Origin of the sequence: Streptomyces sp. NPDC102406 (assembly GCF_044765725.1) — a bacterium.
Taxonomy (GTDB): Bacteria; Actinomycetota; Actinomycetes; order Streptomycetales; family Streptomycetaceae; genus Streptomyces.
Genome location: NZ_JBIWKP010000002.1, coordinates 121,082 through 135,546, shown reverse-complemented (window position 1 = coordinate 135,546; position 14,465 = coordinate 121,082). Strand labels below are relative to the sequence as shown.

Annotated in this window: 9 protein-coding genes and 1 pseudogene; 6 read left to right on the top strand and 4 right to left on the bottom strand. The window is 69.3% G+C overall.

From position 1 onward, the window contains the following. Positions 1 to 587: 587 nt before the first annotated feature. Complete coding sequence (locus ACIRF8_RS09170; protein WP_404212585.1) at positions 588 to 1,349, bottom strand: ZIP family metal transporter; 762 nt, start codon at positions 1,347 to 1,349, stop codon at positions 588 to 590. A 91-nt stretch (positions 1,350 to 1,440) separates the two neighbouring features. Further along, positions 1,441 to 1,926 carry a hypothetical protein gene (locus tag ACIRF8_RS09165; RefSeq protein ID WP_404212583.1) on the bottom strand — a complete coding sequence of 162 codons (486 nt, stop codon included), beginning with the start codon at positions 1,924 to 1,926 and terminating at the stop codon, positions 1,441 to 1,443. A gap of 1,757 nt (positions 1,927 to 3,683) precedes the next feature. Between ACIRF8_RS09165 and ACIRF8_RS09160 the strand changes: the two genes are divergently transcribed. The 5 genes from ACIRF8_RS09160 to ACIRF8_RS09140 all read left to right on the top strand — a co-directional run bounded on the left by ACIRF8_RS09160 (position 3,684) and on the right by ACIRF8_RS09140 (position 7,819). Beyond that, positions 3,684 to 4,103 (top strand): MarR family winged helix-turn-helix transcriptional regulator, encoded by a 420-nt coding sequence (locus ACIRF8_RS09160; protein WP_404212581.1) that lies wholly within the window; start codon positions 3,684 to 3,686, stop codon positions 4,101 to 4,103. A gap of 103 nt (positions 4,104 to 4,206) precedes the next feature. Beyond that, positions 4,207 to 5,097 (top strand): NmrA family NAD(P)-binding protein, encoded by an 891-nt coding sequence (locus ACIRF8_RS09155; protein WP_404212579.1) that lies wholly within the window; start codon positions 4,207 to 4,209, stop codon positions 5,095 to 5,097. Positions 5,098 to 6,109: 1,012 nt separating this feature from the next. Continuing rightward, positions 6,110 to 6,805 carry a helix-turn-helix domain-containing protein gene (locus tag ACIRF8_RS09150; RefSeq protein ID WP_404212577.1) on the top strand — a complete coding sequence of 232 codons (696 nt, stop codon included), beginning with the start codon at positions 6,110 to 6,112 and terminating at the stop codon, positions 6,803 to 6,805. Positions 6,806 to 6,900: 95 nt separating this feature from the next. Beyond that, entirely contained in the window at positions 6,901 to 7,455 is a 555-nt protein-coding gene (locus ACIRF8_RS09145) for a dihydrofolate reductase family protein (protein ID WP_404212575.1), read from the top strand. Between the two features lie 160 nt (positions 7,456 to 7,615). After that, a complete protein-coding gene (locus ACIRF8_RS09140) occupies positions 7,616 to 7,819 on the top strand; it encodes a hypothetical protein (protein WP_404212573.1) in 204 nt (67 codons plus the stop codon). A 213-nt stretch (positions 7,820 to 8,032) separates the two neighbouring features. Here ACIRF8_RS09140 and ACIRF8_RS09135 read toward each other — a convergent pair whose 3' ends face one another. Beyond that, positions 8,033 to 9,394 carry a PHB depolymerase family esterase gene (locus ACIRF8_RS09135; RefSeq protein ID WP_404212571.1) on the bottom strand — a complete coding sequence of 454 codons (1,362 nt, stop codon included), beginning with the start codon at positions 9,392 to 9,394 and terminating at the stop codon, positions 8,033 to 8,035. A 419-nt stretch (positions 9,395 to 9,813) separates the two neighbouring features. Beyond that, positions 9,814 to 10,163, bottom strand: a pseudogene (locus ACIRF8_RS09130) (IS5/IS1182 family transposase); the annotation flags it as partial. Between the two features lie 1,225 nt (positions 10,164 to 11,388). On the opposite strand from ACIRF8_RS09130, the gene ACIRF8_RS09125 reads away from it, so the two are divergent. Then, entirely contained in the window at positions 11,389 to 14,304 is a 2,916-nt protein-coding gene (locus ACIRF8_RS09125; RefSeq protein WP_404212569.1) for an AfsR/SARP family transcriptional regulator, read from the top strand. Positions 14,305 to 14,465 lie beyond the last annotated feature (161 nt).

The following is a 14,465-nucleotide window of genomic DNA, read 5'->3' as shown; positions in this document are numbered from 1 at the left end:
GTTCCCAGAGCTCGCCGAGATACGGCTGAGCTCCCCCCTCCAGTGCTCCACGCCGGAGACAGCTCTTCTCGCAACCCTGTGCTACGCATGGAGAGCTGCAACACCCTGGGCCCTCCTAGCTCCAGGGCCTGGCAATGGGTTCGAAGGAGTCGCTGCCGCAAACGCTGGTTCCCGCTTCCTGGTCCCAGGTATCGAATGGATGGAGTTCCACATCGCCGACCATTGAGCAGCACGGCCCGTGAAACGAACCGGCCGACCTTTGCGAGGCGCGGCCATCGGAAACGGCGCTACGTTCAGCGATACTTCCAGGGTGCCTGGCCCATTTCCCCACGTCGTGACGGGTGGTGTGTCGCCGGTTTTCCGAGCCAAATGGGGGGACCGAGTCAGGAGTTGACCCTTCCGAAAATCGGTACTACGGTGCGCCGGCCACACCCAGGTGGACGCGCAGATCGTGCGCCGAGGCCCGGAGCACCGCCTCGTCGGGGACGACGGCGGCCTCTTCCCCATCCGTCTCCACCGCGGGCAGCATGATCGGGACCATAAGCGTCGTGGCGGCCGGCGAGCAACGAATATGTGCGGACCTTAAGTCACACGTGGGAAAGGGCGAACGAGACCAGGAACCCGCATACGGTCACCAGACCGATCGCGAGATGCGCCTCCTCGAACGCCTCCGGGATCATCGTGTCGGCGACCATGGCGAGGATCGCGCCCGCGGCCACGGCCGTCACGGCGGCGATCACCGCCGGGGAGAACGCGCCGATCACCGCGTAGCCCAGGACGGCCGAGACCGTGCTGGCCGCCGCGATCGCCGCCCACACCCCGAACACGTATGCCTTGCCGCGTCCCGCCCGCTTCATACCCGCCGAACTCGACAGACCCTCGGGTACGTTGCTGATGAACACCGCCGCGACGGTCACCAGGCTCACCGCCCCGCCCTGGAGCAGGCTGACACCGATGACCGCCGATTCCGGCACCCCGTCCAGCAGCGCGCCGAGCGCCAGCGCCGTACCGGACCCGCTCTGCTCACCTTCCGCGGGCTGCGACGGGCCCCGTCCGCCGCCCGAACGCTTACGGTGCCGGGCCCCGCGCCGGGCCAGCCAGACATTGCCGAGCGTGTAGGCACCGGCACCGCCCAGCGTGCCGATCGCGGCGGGGCCGAGCCCGCCCTGCCCGTAGGCCTCGTCCATCAGCTCGAAGGAGACCGCGGACAGCAGCACCCCGGCTCCGAACGCCATCACCGTCGCGATCACCTTCTGCGGGATCCGCACCCCGTATCCCAGCACCGCGCCGAGCAACAGCGCCGATCCGGCCACCAGTCCCCACAGTCCCGCCTGCACCACATCAGTCATGCGTCTACCGGTACCCGAAGCACCGGAACACTCACAGCCGTCCGTGTTCGTGAGCCGAAACGCTGTAGGTGTCACAAAGGCAGGTTTGTTGTCACCGGGGTCGGCGGCCATGTCCTTTACCGAGAGTCTTGTCCGCCGACCCGGAGTCGTGTCCCTTGACGGGCCGATGTGGTCGGCGCTCCGGAAGCCTTGTGATCGCGGCGCTCACTGCCAGCCCGAGCGTGACACCGACAGCGGCGGCGACGCTCTGCGCCCAGGCATTGTCCAAGGAGTGGGGCAGGACGGCGCTGGTGAGCCGGGTGGCGCCCCACAGGACTGTTGCCGCGGCCAGTGCGGCCGGCCAGCGGTGCGGTACCCCGTCGCTGATGTCGTCGACGATATGGAAGAGGAGCAGCAGCGCCATGAGGAAGCTGCCGTCGGAATCATCCCAGCCGAGCGCGGTGAACCCGGCGCCGAAGGCAAGCGTGAACAGCCAGAGCCCCACCAGTCGCCGGACGGACGTGGGCGGCTGTCGCCTGGCACCATGCCATGGCCAGAGGAACCGTGTGATGTGCTGGACGATCGCGTACTTCTGCATGTCTCGCGTCCTGATCCCCCGGGGTGGCCGACTCCTGCCGGCGCTCAGTGGTAGGACTCCCAGGAGCAGGACGCGGTTGTGGTGAAGTGTCGCCGCATGGCCGCATCGAGGAGCCAGTTCGTCGGCGGCGTATGTTCGCCGTTCACGGGCCGGGGCCGACCGGGTCCTCGTTCTCGGCTGCGCTCTTGCGGCCGGTGGTTGAGCAGGCGGACGCCAGGACAGGGTTGATTTCTGCACCATGGGTAGGAGCTCGCTCGGGCCGAGCGCGACGCGCCGATGGTGCGCACGGCCTGTTCTCCCGTGGCGTCGGCGCTCTCCCGCATGTTGACGCCACCGGTTGAGGCGGGTCCGGCCGTGAGAGGGGGAGAGCGCGGCCGGCACCTGCACAAGGCCACCGCACACGTCCGGCCGGTCCCGGCGGTCGCAGCGCGCCGCATGCGGCGGCCAGGCCATCAACCCGCCTGCCGCATCGGGGCTTTCACGTTCTACGGAACCGTCCCGAGCGGTTGCGTCACGGCGGTGGGACCGATCACGCGGCAGGGGCGGAGAGGAACACCGGCTTGCCTGTTTGCTGAGGGGTTGCAGAGGCGCCGACTCCACCCTGCCTGTGAATCGGCCACCCACGTGATCGGCGAGCCAGTGGACGCGGGCGATCTGGTCGCCGCTCCGGTCCCGGACGTGAACGTGGACGGTGTGGTCCTGCGACGGTTCGTCCTGGTAGAGGTCCCGGGGATGCACTGTCAGCGTGAGGAAGGCGTACTTCTGCGAGATCGCTTCCAGCCCGGCTTCGGGCACCGCAGGCCATGCGTGCAGATCCCATCGAACAGCCGCGGGGTCCGGCCCCAAAGCGGCGACGAAGGGCTCAGCGCGGTCCAGCGGACGCCCCCAGTCGAACATTCGGATAGGCAGACAGTCTGCGGGGGCGTCGCCGGCCTTCGAAGACCTTCGCCCTCGCCCTGGTCCGGGCCTACTACGCGCACTCTGGAACCAGCGCCCGGTTCCCCAGGCATCCCGTGAAGACGTTGCCTCCCCAGGTGGGCGGGGCCCAGCCGTGGCCGGTATCTGGTGACACCACCGGCCCCCCACGTAGCACCCACGCAGAAGGGGGCACCTCCCTCGCCTGCACGAAGCTCGGCGGCGTCCCGCGCTCTCGCACCGCCCGAGCCGTTCCCGTTCCGCACGCCACTCCGCCTTCATGCCGGACGTCCAGGGTGCGAGCGTTCACACCGGTCGGCCACGCCTCACGCCCTTCAGGGCCCCCTTCTTGAGAACAAGCATGACCGGACGCCGTCGTTACCTTCTCGACGACGGCCGCTACTCCTACGTTTCCTCGGCACTCGGCGCGGGCGTGTCCACCTTCAATGTCGACCGCCTCGCCACCGACAAGAGCACGCTGCCGCCCAGCTCCGAGTCCCCCTCCCGCGCCATCGAGGTGTCACCCTCCTGGTTCCGCACAGAGTCGTGCACCGCTGGACTGGGGCTGGGACGGCCGGGGCCCATGGCGCGTTTTCGTTGGCGGCGAACTTGATCCGTCTCAGTGGTTCCGATCCGCCCGCCGCGGGGGCCAGTGGAGGATGTCGATGACCTCTGCCGGATACTGAGGGTGAAGGGACAGGGTAAGTCGATCAGACTGGTTGGGGTAGGAGTGCCAGGCCGGTCTCGCAGAGGTGTGCATCGTGCATCTCCTGGTGAGTGGCGTGGCCTGCTGGCCCGCGACGAGTAGGCTGATCGTTCGTCATCGGACCGGGGAGGTCGGCGTGGACTATGGCGACAAGCTCTTCTGGCTCTCGGTTGTGATTCAACGCAAGTACGCGCAGATCTCTGCCGAGTTCGACCTGACCCCCTCGCAGGCCACACTGCTCTGCGCAGTCAGGAACGAGCCGCGGCAGATGGCCGACCTCGCCGCGTCGCTGGGTATGACGAAGAACGCATTGAGCCAGCTCGTCGATCGCACCGCGCGGCGCGAGCTGGTCGGCCGGGCAAGCTCGGCGCAGGACCGACGGGTCGTCATGCTCAGTGCGACGCCCACGGGGAAGGTGCTCGCCGAAGCCCTTTATGCCGAGGTCGCCAAGCGCTTGCCCGAGATCGCGAGGAACCTCGACGCCGACGATCAGCGCGACTTCGAGCGTGTGGCCACCGCCATCGTGGACACCTCGGACCTCTCTTCGCCCTCCTAGAAGCAACCATCACACCGTGAGGTCCCGCTACCCCCATACCTTGACGAAGTTCATGCCGTGAACTAATTTCGTTCACGCCATGAACTAATGAAGGGTGGCAGCGATGCGCACACAGACGACCGGCACGATCGCAGTCTTCGGCGCGACGGGGCAACAGGGCGGGGCGGTGGTCGACGCGCTGCTGGACCACAAGACGCGGGTGCTGGCTCTGGTCCGCAACCCGCAGTCCCACCGGGCTCAGGCGCTGGCAGCCCGCGGCGTCGAGCTGGCGGCCATCCGGGCCGACGACCCGGCGTCGGTGGCCGCCGCGCTGACGACGGCCGAGGGGTTCTACTTCATGACCCCGGAGGCGAACAGCCTCGAAGAGGTCGAGGCGGAGATCCGCATCGGTACCGCGCTCGTAGACGCGGCGGTCGAGGCGGGCGTCCCGCACGTCGTGTTCAACTCGGTCTTCGGAGCGGACCGGGAGTCGGGTGTGCCGCACCACGACTCGAAGCACTCGATCGAGCAGCACCTGAGGAAGTCCGGCCTCAGGGCGACGATGGTTCGCGCGACCGCCTTCATGGAGAACTTCGCGAGCGTGATGGCACCGAGCCTGGAGCATGGGGAGATCGTGCTGAGGCTGCCGCTGCCGGCGGACGTCGCCCTGAAGATGATCTCGGTCAGGGACATCGGCCGGGTCGCCGCCGCGCTCCTGCTCGACATCGCGGAGGCGCCCGGGGGAGCCGTCGAGCTCGTCGGCGACGAGCTGACGGGTCCCCAGATCGCCGCGGCGTTCGGCGCGCGCGCCGGGCTCCCGGCACGGTACGAGGTCCTCCCGTTGAGCGTGCTTCCCAACGACCTCGACAAGGCGATGTTCCGCGAGTTCGCGAAGGCGACGGAACACCCTTCGGACCTCGCGGCGATGCGCTCGATCGAGCCGGCCACCCTGGACCTGGTCGAGTGGATCCGAGCTACCGGCTGGACCGCCCCCACAAACGTGGCTGGTTCCTGAGCCTCCGGCCGCGATGAGCGCCGCGATCGTATTCACGGTCGCGGCGCTCCGGGTATGGCAACGTATCCGCCAACGGTTGAAGTAGCCGCGCGAAGGAACCGCGCAGGCCCAACTCCTGGTGGTCCAGGGGGAGCGGCACCGCACGGTACGGCGCATCCTCCTGCCGAAAACCATTCACGACTTCACGGGCGATGGCTCGCAGCTCTCCGTTTCCTCCCCGCACTCACACATCATCGCGCCGAAGATCGACCGCTACCACGCCTACTTCGCGCGCGCCGGCACGCAGCACGCCCCGCGGTGGCAACAACGCTGGCACGTCCACTACGGGAAATCGGTCGTGATGTTCGACTTCATCGCCCGCAGAGAGGCGACTGTGATGAACCGCGCCCGAGAAGTGCTGAGCTGGATCAGCGGGCGGCGAGTGCACTTCCCCGTGCTCGGCACGCCCCTGTTCAGGCTGGCGGGCGCCGGTTGCCATACGCCCCGTCGTTGCGCCCGGCATACGGCACCCCTTGCCGTTGCGTGCGACGTCCGGCGACGACCAGAGCCGGGGTCATACGAGGGCCCACCGGCACTGCCCCATCCGAACGCCTCCAGCCCGCAAGCGCAGTTCAGGCTGGGTGCCGGGGCACCTCGGTGGCGACCACAACCCCTCACACGCGCACCGACGGGACCTCCGCGCTCGCGGCCCGGCAAGCGGGCCGGTGAAAGGTGGCAGGGCGAACCGCGGGGTCGTGGTCTCACACCCACCTGCACCGCCGGGAAGCCACGCGATGCGTAGCCGTGTGACACGCGCTGCACCGGCGCGACCACGGGCCCGGGTGCGGAAGGTCACGCCCGCAGCAGGATCACGCGAGACAGCGCGAGCCAGGCGTGTCCGCCGATGACCAGCCGGTGACCAGGTCGACAGCAAGCGACTCATTCATCTGGGGCGGGGGCCGTCGTCCGGTGAGGTGTCAGACTGGTCGTGCAGGTCAGGGTGTGGGGCCGGGGGAGGAGAACCGCGTTGGGCTTGCTGATCGAGAGCCGCCCGTCGGAACTGCCGTACATCGAGCGGGTGTGGCGCAGCCGCAGCGACGACGTCAGCCGGATGATGTCGGTCGCGACATCGCACGGGGAGCTCGTGTTCTGGGAGCACCGAGGTGAGGTGCGGGCGGCCGTGCTGGGCCCGGCGGCGAAGGCGTCCATCGCGCCGGTCCCCGAGGACGCTGTCTTCTTCGGGATCAGTTTCGCGTTGGGTACGTCGATGCCGCACATCCCGGTCAGCCGACTGGTGGGAGGCAACGCGGCGATCCCCGACGTGACGCGGCGTTCACTGTGGCTGAAGGGGTCGGTCTGGCATGTCCCCGACTACGACAACGCAGAGGCGTTCGTGCGGCGCATGGTGCGCGAGGGAATCGTGGACGCGGACCCCGTCGTGCCCGCGGTGCTCGGCGGAGCCTGCCCGGATGTTTCCGATCGCACCCTGCAACGGCGCTTCCTCGCGACGACCGGCTTGACCCGGGGTGCCGTCCGGCAGATCCACCGTGCCCGCCAGGCGGCGGTGCTGGTCCAGGAGGGGGTGTCGGCGCAGGAGGTCGTACACCTGCTGGGGTACTTCGACCAGCCGCACCTGGCGCGGTCCTTGAAGCGGTACGTGGGGCGCACCGCCACCCAGTTGAGCGCACCGGACGCGGCGGAGCCGCTGTCGCTTCTGTACAAGACCTGACCCCGGTGGCCTGCCTAGTGTTCCTGACGTAGCCGATGGGGTCCGCCCGCCCCGGCCGGGGCGGGCGGGCATCCCTGATCTCAACCGGAGGAATCATGCGCAAGGTCGTCTCGGGTCTGTTCGTCTCGCTCGACGGTGTCGCCCAGTCGCCGAACGAATGGCAGTTCGCGTTCGACGAGGAGATGGGGGCGGCGCTGGCGGTGACGCTGGAGACGGCCGACACGATTCTCCTGGGCGGGGTGACGTTCACCGAGTGGGCCGGGTACTGGCCGACGGTGACCAGCGGGGAGGACGCCGGCTTCGCGAAGTGGATCAACGAATCGCCCAAGTACGTCGTCTCCTCCACGCTGGACAGCGTCGAGGACTGGGCCAACAGCACGCTGATCAAGGGCGATCTGGCGACCGCGGTCGACGAGCTCAAGGCGGGCGAGGGCAAGGACATCACCGTCGCGGGCAGCCCGACGCTGGTGCGCTCGCTGCTGGAACTGGATCTGCTGGACGAACTGGTGCTGCTGATCCATCCCGTGGTGGCGGGCGAGGGTCGCAAGAAGCTGTTCGCCGACGACGCCGCGTTGAAGCGACTGCAGTTGGTGAGCGCCCGGCCCACCAGCAGCGGGGTGATCATCGCGACCTACCGCCCGGCACGCTGACCCGGAACGCACCGGGTGAGGGCATCGGCCTTGCGCACCACGACGGCTGGGCGGGGCGGCGAATCGGTGCCCGCCACGCGGTCTCGCGGCTGTGCTGCCAGGTCCGCCGGTCGCCGCGGATCACGCGGCACCCCTCGACGTCGATGCCCAGCGACCGGCCGTGCTCGATGACGGCATTCGTGAGCCCGGCATCGATCCAGTTCGTGCACACGGGCGCTGGCGGGACAAGAGCCTGACGGCCGAGTTCCACGACCGGCTGCGTGACCGGGTCCGCCAGGCCGCGGGCCACGATGCGGAGCCGACCGCACCCGTGATTGACGTGCATTCGGTGAAGGCAGCCGCATCGGCGCCGACCGTGGTCTGATGACCAGGGGATTCGACGGCGGGAAGAAGGTCGACGGCCGTAAGCGGCACACCGTGGTGGACGCGAACGCGAGGGGCCGGAGAAGCATCCTCCGGCCACCGTGCGAGCACCTTACCGATCGGCTCGGCCGCCCGGCCGGATCGCGGTCGGGCGGCCGATCCGGTCAGGTCGTACGGAGCACTCGGCCGGACGGGCTGTGGGCCGTCCGGCCGCTCAGGCGATCGTGCAGACGCTGCCGTTGAGCGTGAAGGCACTCGGCGCCCCGCTGTTGCCACCGTGCGTCGCCTGGTAGCCGATCGTCACGGTGGCGTTCGGCGCGATCGTGCCGTCGTACGAGACGTTGGTCGCCGTCACCGCCCCGGAGGACGGGGCATACGTGGCGCCCCAGCCGTTGGTGATGTTCTGGCCGCCCGGCAGGGTGAAGCCGAGCTTCCAGCCGTTGATCGCCGTGGTGCCGGTGTTGGTGACGGCCACGGAGGCGGTCAGGCCGGTGTTCCAGGCGGAGGTGCTCGCGGTCACCTTGCAGCCGGACGGCTGGGGTTCGGGGCCCGGACCGGGAACCGTGCCGTCCAGGCCGAAGAAGGTGAGCACGCGGGCGCCCATGCCGTAGGCGTACACGTTGTGCCCGACGCCCTGGAGGCTGATGGCCTCGACCGGCGCGCGGTCACCGGTGGCGCCGTAGCGGGTACGAGTCCAGCCGCCGACGGGGCTGTCGGTGGCGGCCGGGGCCTGGCTCACGCCCAGGACGCTCGTCCACTGCTTGATCTCCTCACCGAAGTTCGGATAGCGCAGTGTGTCGTCCTGGGTGCCGTGCCAGAGCTGCATACGGGGGCGCGGGCCGGTGTAGCCGGGGTAGGCGTTGCGGACCAGGTCGCCCCACTGCTGCGGAGTGCGGATCACGGTGCCGTTGGCGCAGGCGCTGTTCCACTCGGAGCCGTCGGTGGTGGCGAAGCAACCGAACGGAACCCCGGCGAAGGCGGCGCCGGCGGCGAAGACGTCCGGGTAGACGCCCAGCAGCACGTTGGTCATCATCGCGCCGGAGGAGATCCCGGTGGCGAAGACGCGCTGAGGGTCGGCGTGGTAGGCGCCGAGCACCCAGTCGACCATCGACTTGATGCCGACCGGGTCGCTGCCCCCGCCACGCCGCAGCGCCTGCGGCGAGGAGACGTCGAAGCACTTGCTGGACCGGGTGACGGACGGGTAGACGACGATGAAGCCGTAGCGGTCGGCGAGCGAGGCGTACTCGGTACCGTTGTACATCGCCGGTCCGGAGCCGGTGCAGTAGTGGACGGCGACGAGAACCGCCGGGTTGGCGGTGACCTTGTCGGGGACGTACACGTACATCTGGAGATTGCTGGGGTTGCTGCCGAAGTTCGTGACCTCGGTGAGGGTCGCGTAGGGCACGTCGGCGGTGTCGGCGCGAGCAGCGGCCGGGTGCGCGCCGAGGAGCAGCGCGGCGAGCAGTGGCACCAGTACTCCGTAGAGCGCGACGAGCGTCGTTCTCAGTGAACTCCTCGCGGTGTTGCCTGCGGTGACGGACACGGGAGCGTCCCTTCCTGTCGTGGCTGGGGTCATCGCTGGGAGCACCGGCGTGACGGCGGGCGCACGGCCGCCATGGAAGCGCTCCCACGGCATCACACGGATGCCGCACGCAAGCCGTTCACCGCCGCGGCAGCGTAAGTTGACAGCGCGTGACACGGAGGCCCTCCATCACGCAAGCGCGGCCTGCTGGTCCCTGGAGCCGCGGGCCGGGCCCGGTCACACGGTGCGTGGCACTCAGCCGCGAGGAGGTCGTGGACCGGCCCGGGGCCCACCCTCCAGCGCTATCTCGCGGCACCCGCGCCCTGAAGAACACCCCGGGGCACCCGGCGACCTCGCTCGCAGCGGATGCACTGCGTTGTCAGCCGGTGTCCCAGGCCGGCACCATCCAGGATCGCACCAGGAGGTGGGGCCGGCCGTGTACGGAAGTTCATCGCGGCGTGCAGGCGCTGACCAAGCCGTTGGACATGGCGGTGGGTGATCAGGCGGATGGCGAGACCGACAAGGGCCTTACGGATGTCGTCCCGTCGTTCCCAGCGGATGCGCAGGCGGCGGAGGCCGTGCAGCCAGGCGACGGTGCGCTCGACGACGTAGCGGAAGATACCCAGGCCGGTGCCGTGTGGCTCGCCTCGTTTCGCGATCACGGGGTGGATGCCACGCTGCCAGGGCAGGCGACGGTACTTGTTGTGGTCGTAGCCGCGGTCGGTGAGAAGCGCGTCAGGGCGTCGACGCGGTCTGCCGACCGCCCCGCGAGGGCTGGGACCTCATCGAGCAGGGGCAGGAGTCGGGTGACGTCGTCGCGGTTCCGCCGGTCAGGGGCGACGCGGAGTTGGTCCCAGACGCCGGCTCCGTTTCAGGCTCGGGCAGCAACGGTTCGATGAGCGACCACAGTTCATCCGACACGATCCACGGCCGCGACCGTCGTTTCGCCACCACCAGACCAACGAGCCGACGCGCCAGGAGGTACATGAGCAACCGCTTTTGTGGCAGCAGTTGAAGCATGCGGGGCAGCGGATCGCGGGGCGGCAGTCCGCACAGCAGATGGATCGGCGGATGTCCTGGGCGCCCGGGCGGCTGTCCCGATCACCGATCACCGAGGGGTGTTGGTCGTCGTAGAGCCGCCTCGACGGCCTCAGGCTTCAGCCCGTCCGGGCCGCGGAGTCCAAGGGCTTGTTCACGGTGTGCGCCGCTGCGCTGTGCGAATCCCCGCCGACGCGGCTTCGGCGCCGGACCGTTTACCCCTGGTGAATTGCCGCAGTGTTTGTCATACACACGGTTTGGCTTGGCTCGCAGCGTATGAGAGCCGTCCCCCGCGGCCGATAGCGGGAAAGGGGGGCGGCCCGGACTGCGCGCTTTGCGGTCTGTTCATGTGCAGCGTGGAACCGGCCGCAGAGTGTGCGGGTAGTGCTGTGCCGGCCGATGTCGCCAAGTGACTCGCGCTGTCCCTCCGGAGTCAGGTGTATGAACACTATGACCGTATCGACCCGGGGCATGGCCTCCCGCTCGCGCGCTCCCTATCATCGCAGCGCACGACTTGAGGGCGTGTCTGGTGAGGCGGGGGTGCGTCCCTGTCGTCAGTCGTGTGCGCCCTGTCGTCGTCGTGTCCCGGCGGATGCGAAAAGTCCGCACTCGGTTCCAGAAGGAAATGCATTTGCCAAAAAAATTACGCCCACGAGGGAGGTATCGGAATCGCGCGGGAGGGGGCCGTGTGGGGAAAATGACAGAACCATGGGATGTCGGCCAAGTCGGGGTAGACTGACGGGACTTGAAAGGGGTGAGGCCCCCGTGGACCAGTAAAACCCAGACGCTTGGCCATCGTCGAACATTATGGGTTCGGCGCCTGGGTAGTTTTCGCTCTCCGCGGTGATATCCGGGCGTTCGTGGCCGCGACGAGGCCGCCACTCAGGTGCCGTCGGGAAGCATTCGCGTCGGTCTTCGGTTGGGACCGATGCGTCAGGACAGCATGAGAAGCACGGCCCGATTGCGCGAGCCAGTCCAACCCTGGCCGTTCCACAGAAAACAGGATGTGCATGGCAGCGTCGGCAGGCTACGGCGGCAGCGGTGTGGTGGCGGTTCCCTTCCGGGTATTGGGGCCGCTCGAGGTGAGTGGTCCGCGAGGGCCCGTGTACGTGGCACCGGGGAGGCAGGAGGTCGTTCTCGGCGCGCTGGTGCTCCAGCCGAACCGGGTGGTGGAGACGGCCCAACTCGTGGATGTCATCTGGGCCGACGACCCTCCGAAGACCGCACGCACCCAGGTGCAGATATGCGTCTCGAGGATCCGCAAGGCCCTGTCGGACGGCGGAGTCGACGCCACCATCGAGACCCGGGCCCGCGGATACGTGTTGCGGGTGGCGGAGGACGCGACCGATGTCGGTACCTTCCGCCGGCTGGTGGGACAGGCGCATGCCCTGGCGCGTGAGGGGTTGAAGGCGTCCGCCGTGGATGCGTTCCGCGCGGCGACAGGGCTGTGGCGGGGCAGGTACCTGGCGGGTGCTTCCAGCGAGGCGCTCGCGGGGACGGCGGCGCGGCTGGACGAGAGCCGCCTGGAGGCGGTGGAGGCATGTGTCCGCCTGGAGTTGGAGCTGGGCCGGCACGAGCGCCTGATCGCCGAGTTGCAGCAGCTTGTCGCCCACCACCCGCTGCGGGAGCGGCTGCGCGGGCATCTGATGACGGCGCTGTACCGCTCGGGTCGGCAGGCGGAGGCGCTGGACGCCTATCACCAGGGGCGTGTGATCTTCACCGAGGAACTGGGGCTCGACCCGGGACGGGAACTGCGCGACCTGGCGCAGGCCATCCTGACCGGCGGGGTCGAACAAGGCGGTGTGGAGGAGCCGGCCGAACATCACCCTCCCGCGCGGTTACGGCTCCTCGACGCGTCGCCGCACAGCGGCGCCGACCCCGAACCGGTCGTCATCCCGAGACAACTACCCACCGACGTGGGCGACTTCGTGGCAGATGGCAGGCTGGTCGACGCCGTCTGTGACGCCGTCTCCGCGCGGCGAGACGATGGGCGGCTGAACGTGACGGTGCTGCTCGGGCAGCCCGGTGTCGGCAAGTCCACGCTGGCGAGGCATGTGGCGCACCGCGTCGCGGCGGAGTGCTTCCCGGACGGGCAGCTCTACTGCGATCTGCGCGGACTGGGCGGGCAACCGGTAGGCCCCGCCGAGGCGTTGGGGCGGTTTCTGCGCGCGCTGGGTATCCCGGGACAGGCCATACCCGACGGCCTCGACGAGCGTGCGGAGATGTATCGCACGCTGCTGGCCGACCGGCGGATCCTGGTGCTGCTGGACGATGCGGTGAGCGAGTCGCAGGTGGCACCTCTGCTGCCGGGCAGCGGCAGCAGTCGCGTACTCGTGACCAGCCGTGGCCGGCTCACGGCGTTGCCGGGCACGCGCCGCTTCGACCTGCGACCGATGGGCCAGGAGCAGGCCGTCGAGTTGCTGGGGCGGATCATCGGAGAGCAGCGGGTGGCGGGCGAGCGGGAGGCCGCGGGGGCTCTCATCCGGCTGGTGGGCGGGCTGCCGCTGGCACTGCGGATCATCGGGGCTCGGCTGGCCGCACGTCCGCACTGGTCGTTGACCTCGATGTGGTACCGGCTGGAGAACGAGCAGGGCCGCCTGGACGAGCTGGCCTACGGCGAGCTGTCCATCCGGTCCAGTCTCTCGCTCAGCTACGACGGTCTGGCCGTGGCCGACCGTCGTCTGCTCTGTCTGATCAGCCTGGCCGAGGGGGTGGAGATTCCGAGCTGGCTGGGCGCCGCACTCGTCGACGACCGCACGCCGCACCCCGCCGACCTGCTGGAACCGCTCATCGACATGCGTCTGCTGGACATCACGGAGGGGGAGGGCGGAGAGTTCCGTCGCGGACTCTCCCAGATCGTGCGGGCGTTCGCGCAGGAACGGCTGCCCTCGGAGATCTCCGAGGCGGAGCGGGCCGCGGCGGTCGGGCGCATGGTGGGCGGCTGGCTGGCGCTCGCGGAGCGGGCGCACAAGGAGATCTACGGTGGCGCGTTCACGCTGGTGACGGGGGATGCCGAGCGGTGGCATCCGCCGGAGGACCATGTCCGCCGGTGCCTGCGCGATCCGCTCGGATGGCTGGAGAGCGAGCAGGCCAACCTGCTCAACGCGGTCGAACTGGCGGCCCGGTCAGGTCTGGACGAGCTGTGCTGGGAGCTGGCCACGACCCTGGTGACCCTCTTCGAGGCCCGGGGCTATCCCGAACTGTGGGACCGCACCCACCAGATCGCCCTCAGCGCGGTGCAGGAGGCCGGCAACGAACGCGGTCAGGCGGCGGTTCTCGCCTCGCTGGGCACCCTGCACCTGCACCGCGGCGAACACGAGGCGGCGGGCCCCTACCTCAGCACCTCTCTGGACATCTTTCAGCGGATCGGCGAGCGGACCGGCCAGGCACTGTGCCTGCGCGACCTCGCGCGCATCGAACAGCACCACGGCGACGACGACCGCGCCCTCGCCCTCTACGAGAGCGCCGAGGCTCAGTTCGTGCGCGCCGACGACTTCATCGGCCGGGCCTACGTGCTGGGCGAGATGGCGCACATCACGATGAGGCGCGCCGACTTCGTCCGGACCCGTTCCTATCTCGACGAAGCGCTCGGAATCTGCCGCTCCGCCGGTTTCGACCGGGGCCAGGCCCTCGTGCTGCGGCGGCTGGGCCAGATGCTGATGCACCAGGGCCGCTACGAGGAGGCCGAACGGACCCTGCTCGAGGTCCTGGAGATGGTCGGCGCCGGCGGCGACCTGGTCGGTGAGGGCTACGTGCTGCACGACCTCGGCCGGGTCAACGCCCGCCTGGGCCGGGTGGAGCAGGCCCTTCAGCACTATTCGCAGTCGGCGAAGGTCCGCGAACGGCTCCTCGATCACAGCGGAGCCGCCGCCGTTCGGGCTGACATCGTTGCCATCCTGGGCCGGCCGGTGGCACCCGTCAACTGAGGCCGGCACGCGTAGTCGGCCCAGCGTCCCTGATGCGTCGCCGCGGCGACCCGTCAGGGACGCTCTATCGCGTCCACGGAGTGTTCGGCGGCGTCTCGACGTGCGGCCTCTGGACGTGCGGCCTCTTGACGCCCTGGGCTCGCTTCACGCTGTGCTGAACC

What these genes read in the sequence shown, in the direction of transcription:
- ACIRF8_RS09135 (WP_404212571.1), bottom strand. Translation starts at nt 9,394, where the DNA reads ATGACCCCAGCCACGACAGGAAGGGACGCTCCCGTGTCCGTCACCGCA.
- ACIRF8_RS09170 (WP_404212585.1), bottom strand. Translation starts at nt 1,349, where the DNA reads ATGACTGATGTGGTGCAGGCGGGACTGTGGGGACTGGTGGCCGGATCG.
- ACIRF8_RS09165 (WP_404212583.1), bottom strand. Translation starts at nt 1,926, where the DNA reads ATGCAGAAGTACGCGATCGTCCAGCACATCACACGGTTCCTCTGGCCA.
- ACIRF8_RS09155 (WP_404212579.1), top strand. Translation starts at nt 4,207, where the DNA reads ATGCGCACACAGACGACCGGCACGATCGCAGTCTTCGGCGCGACGGGG.
- ACIRF8_RS09145 (WP_404212575.1), top strand. Translation starts at nt 6,901, where the DNA reads ATGCGCAAGGTCGTCTCGGGTCTGTTCGTCTCGCTCGACGGTGTCGCC.
- ACIRF8_RS09125 (WP_404212569.1), top strand. Translation starts at nt 11,389, where the DNA reads ATGGCAGCGTCGGCAGGCTACGGCGGCAGCGGTGTGGTGGCGGTTCCC.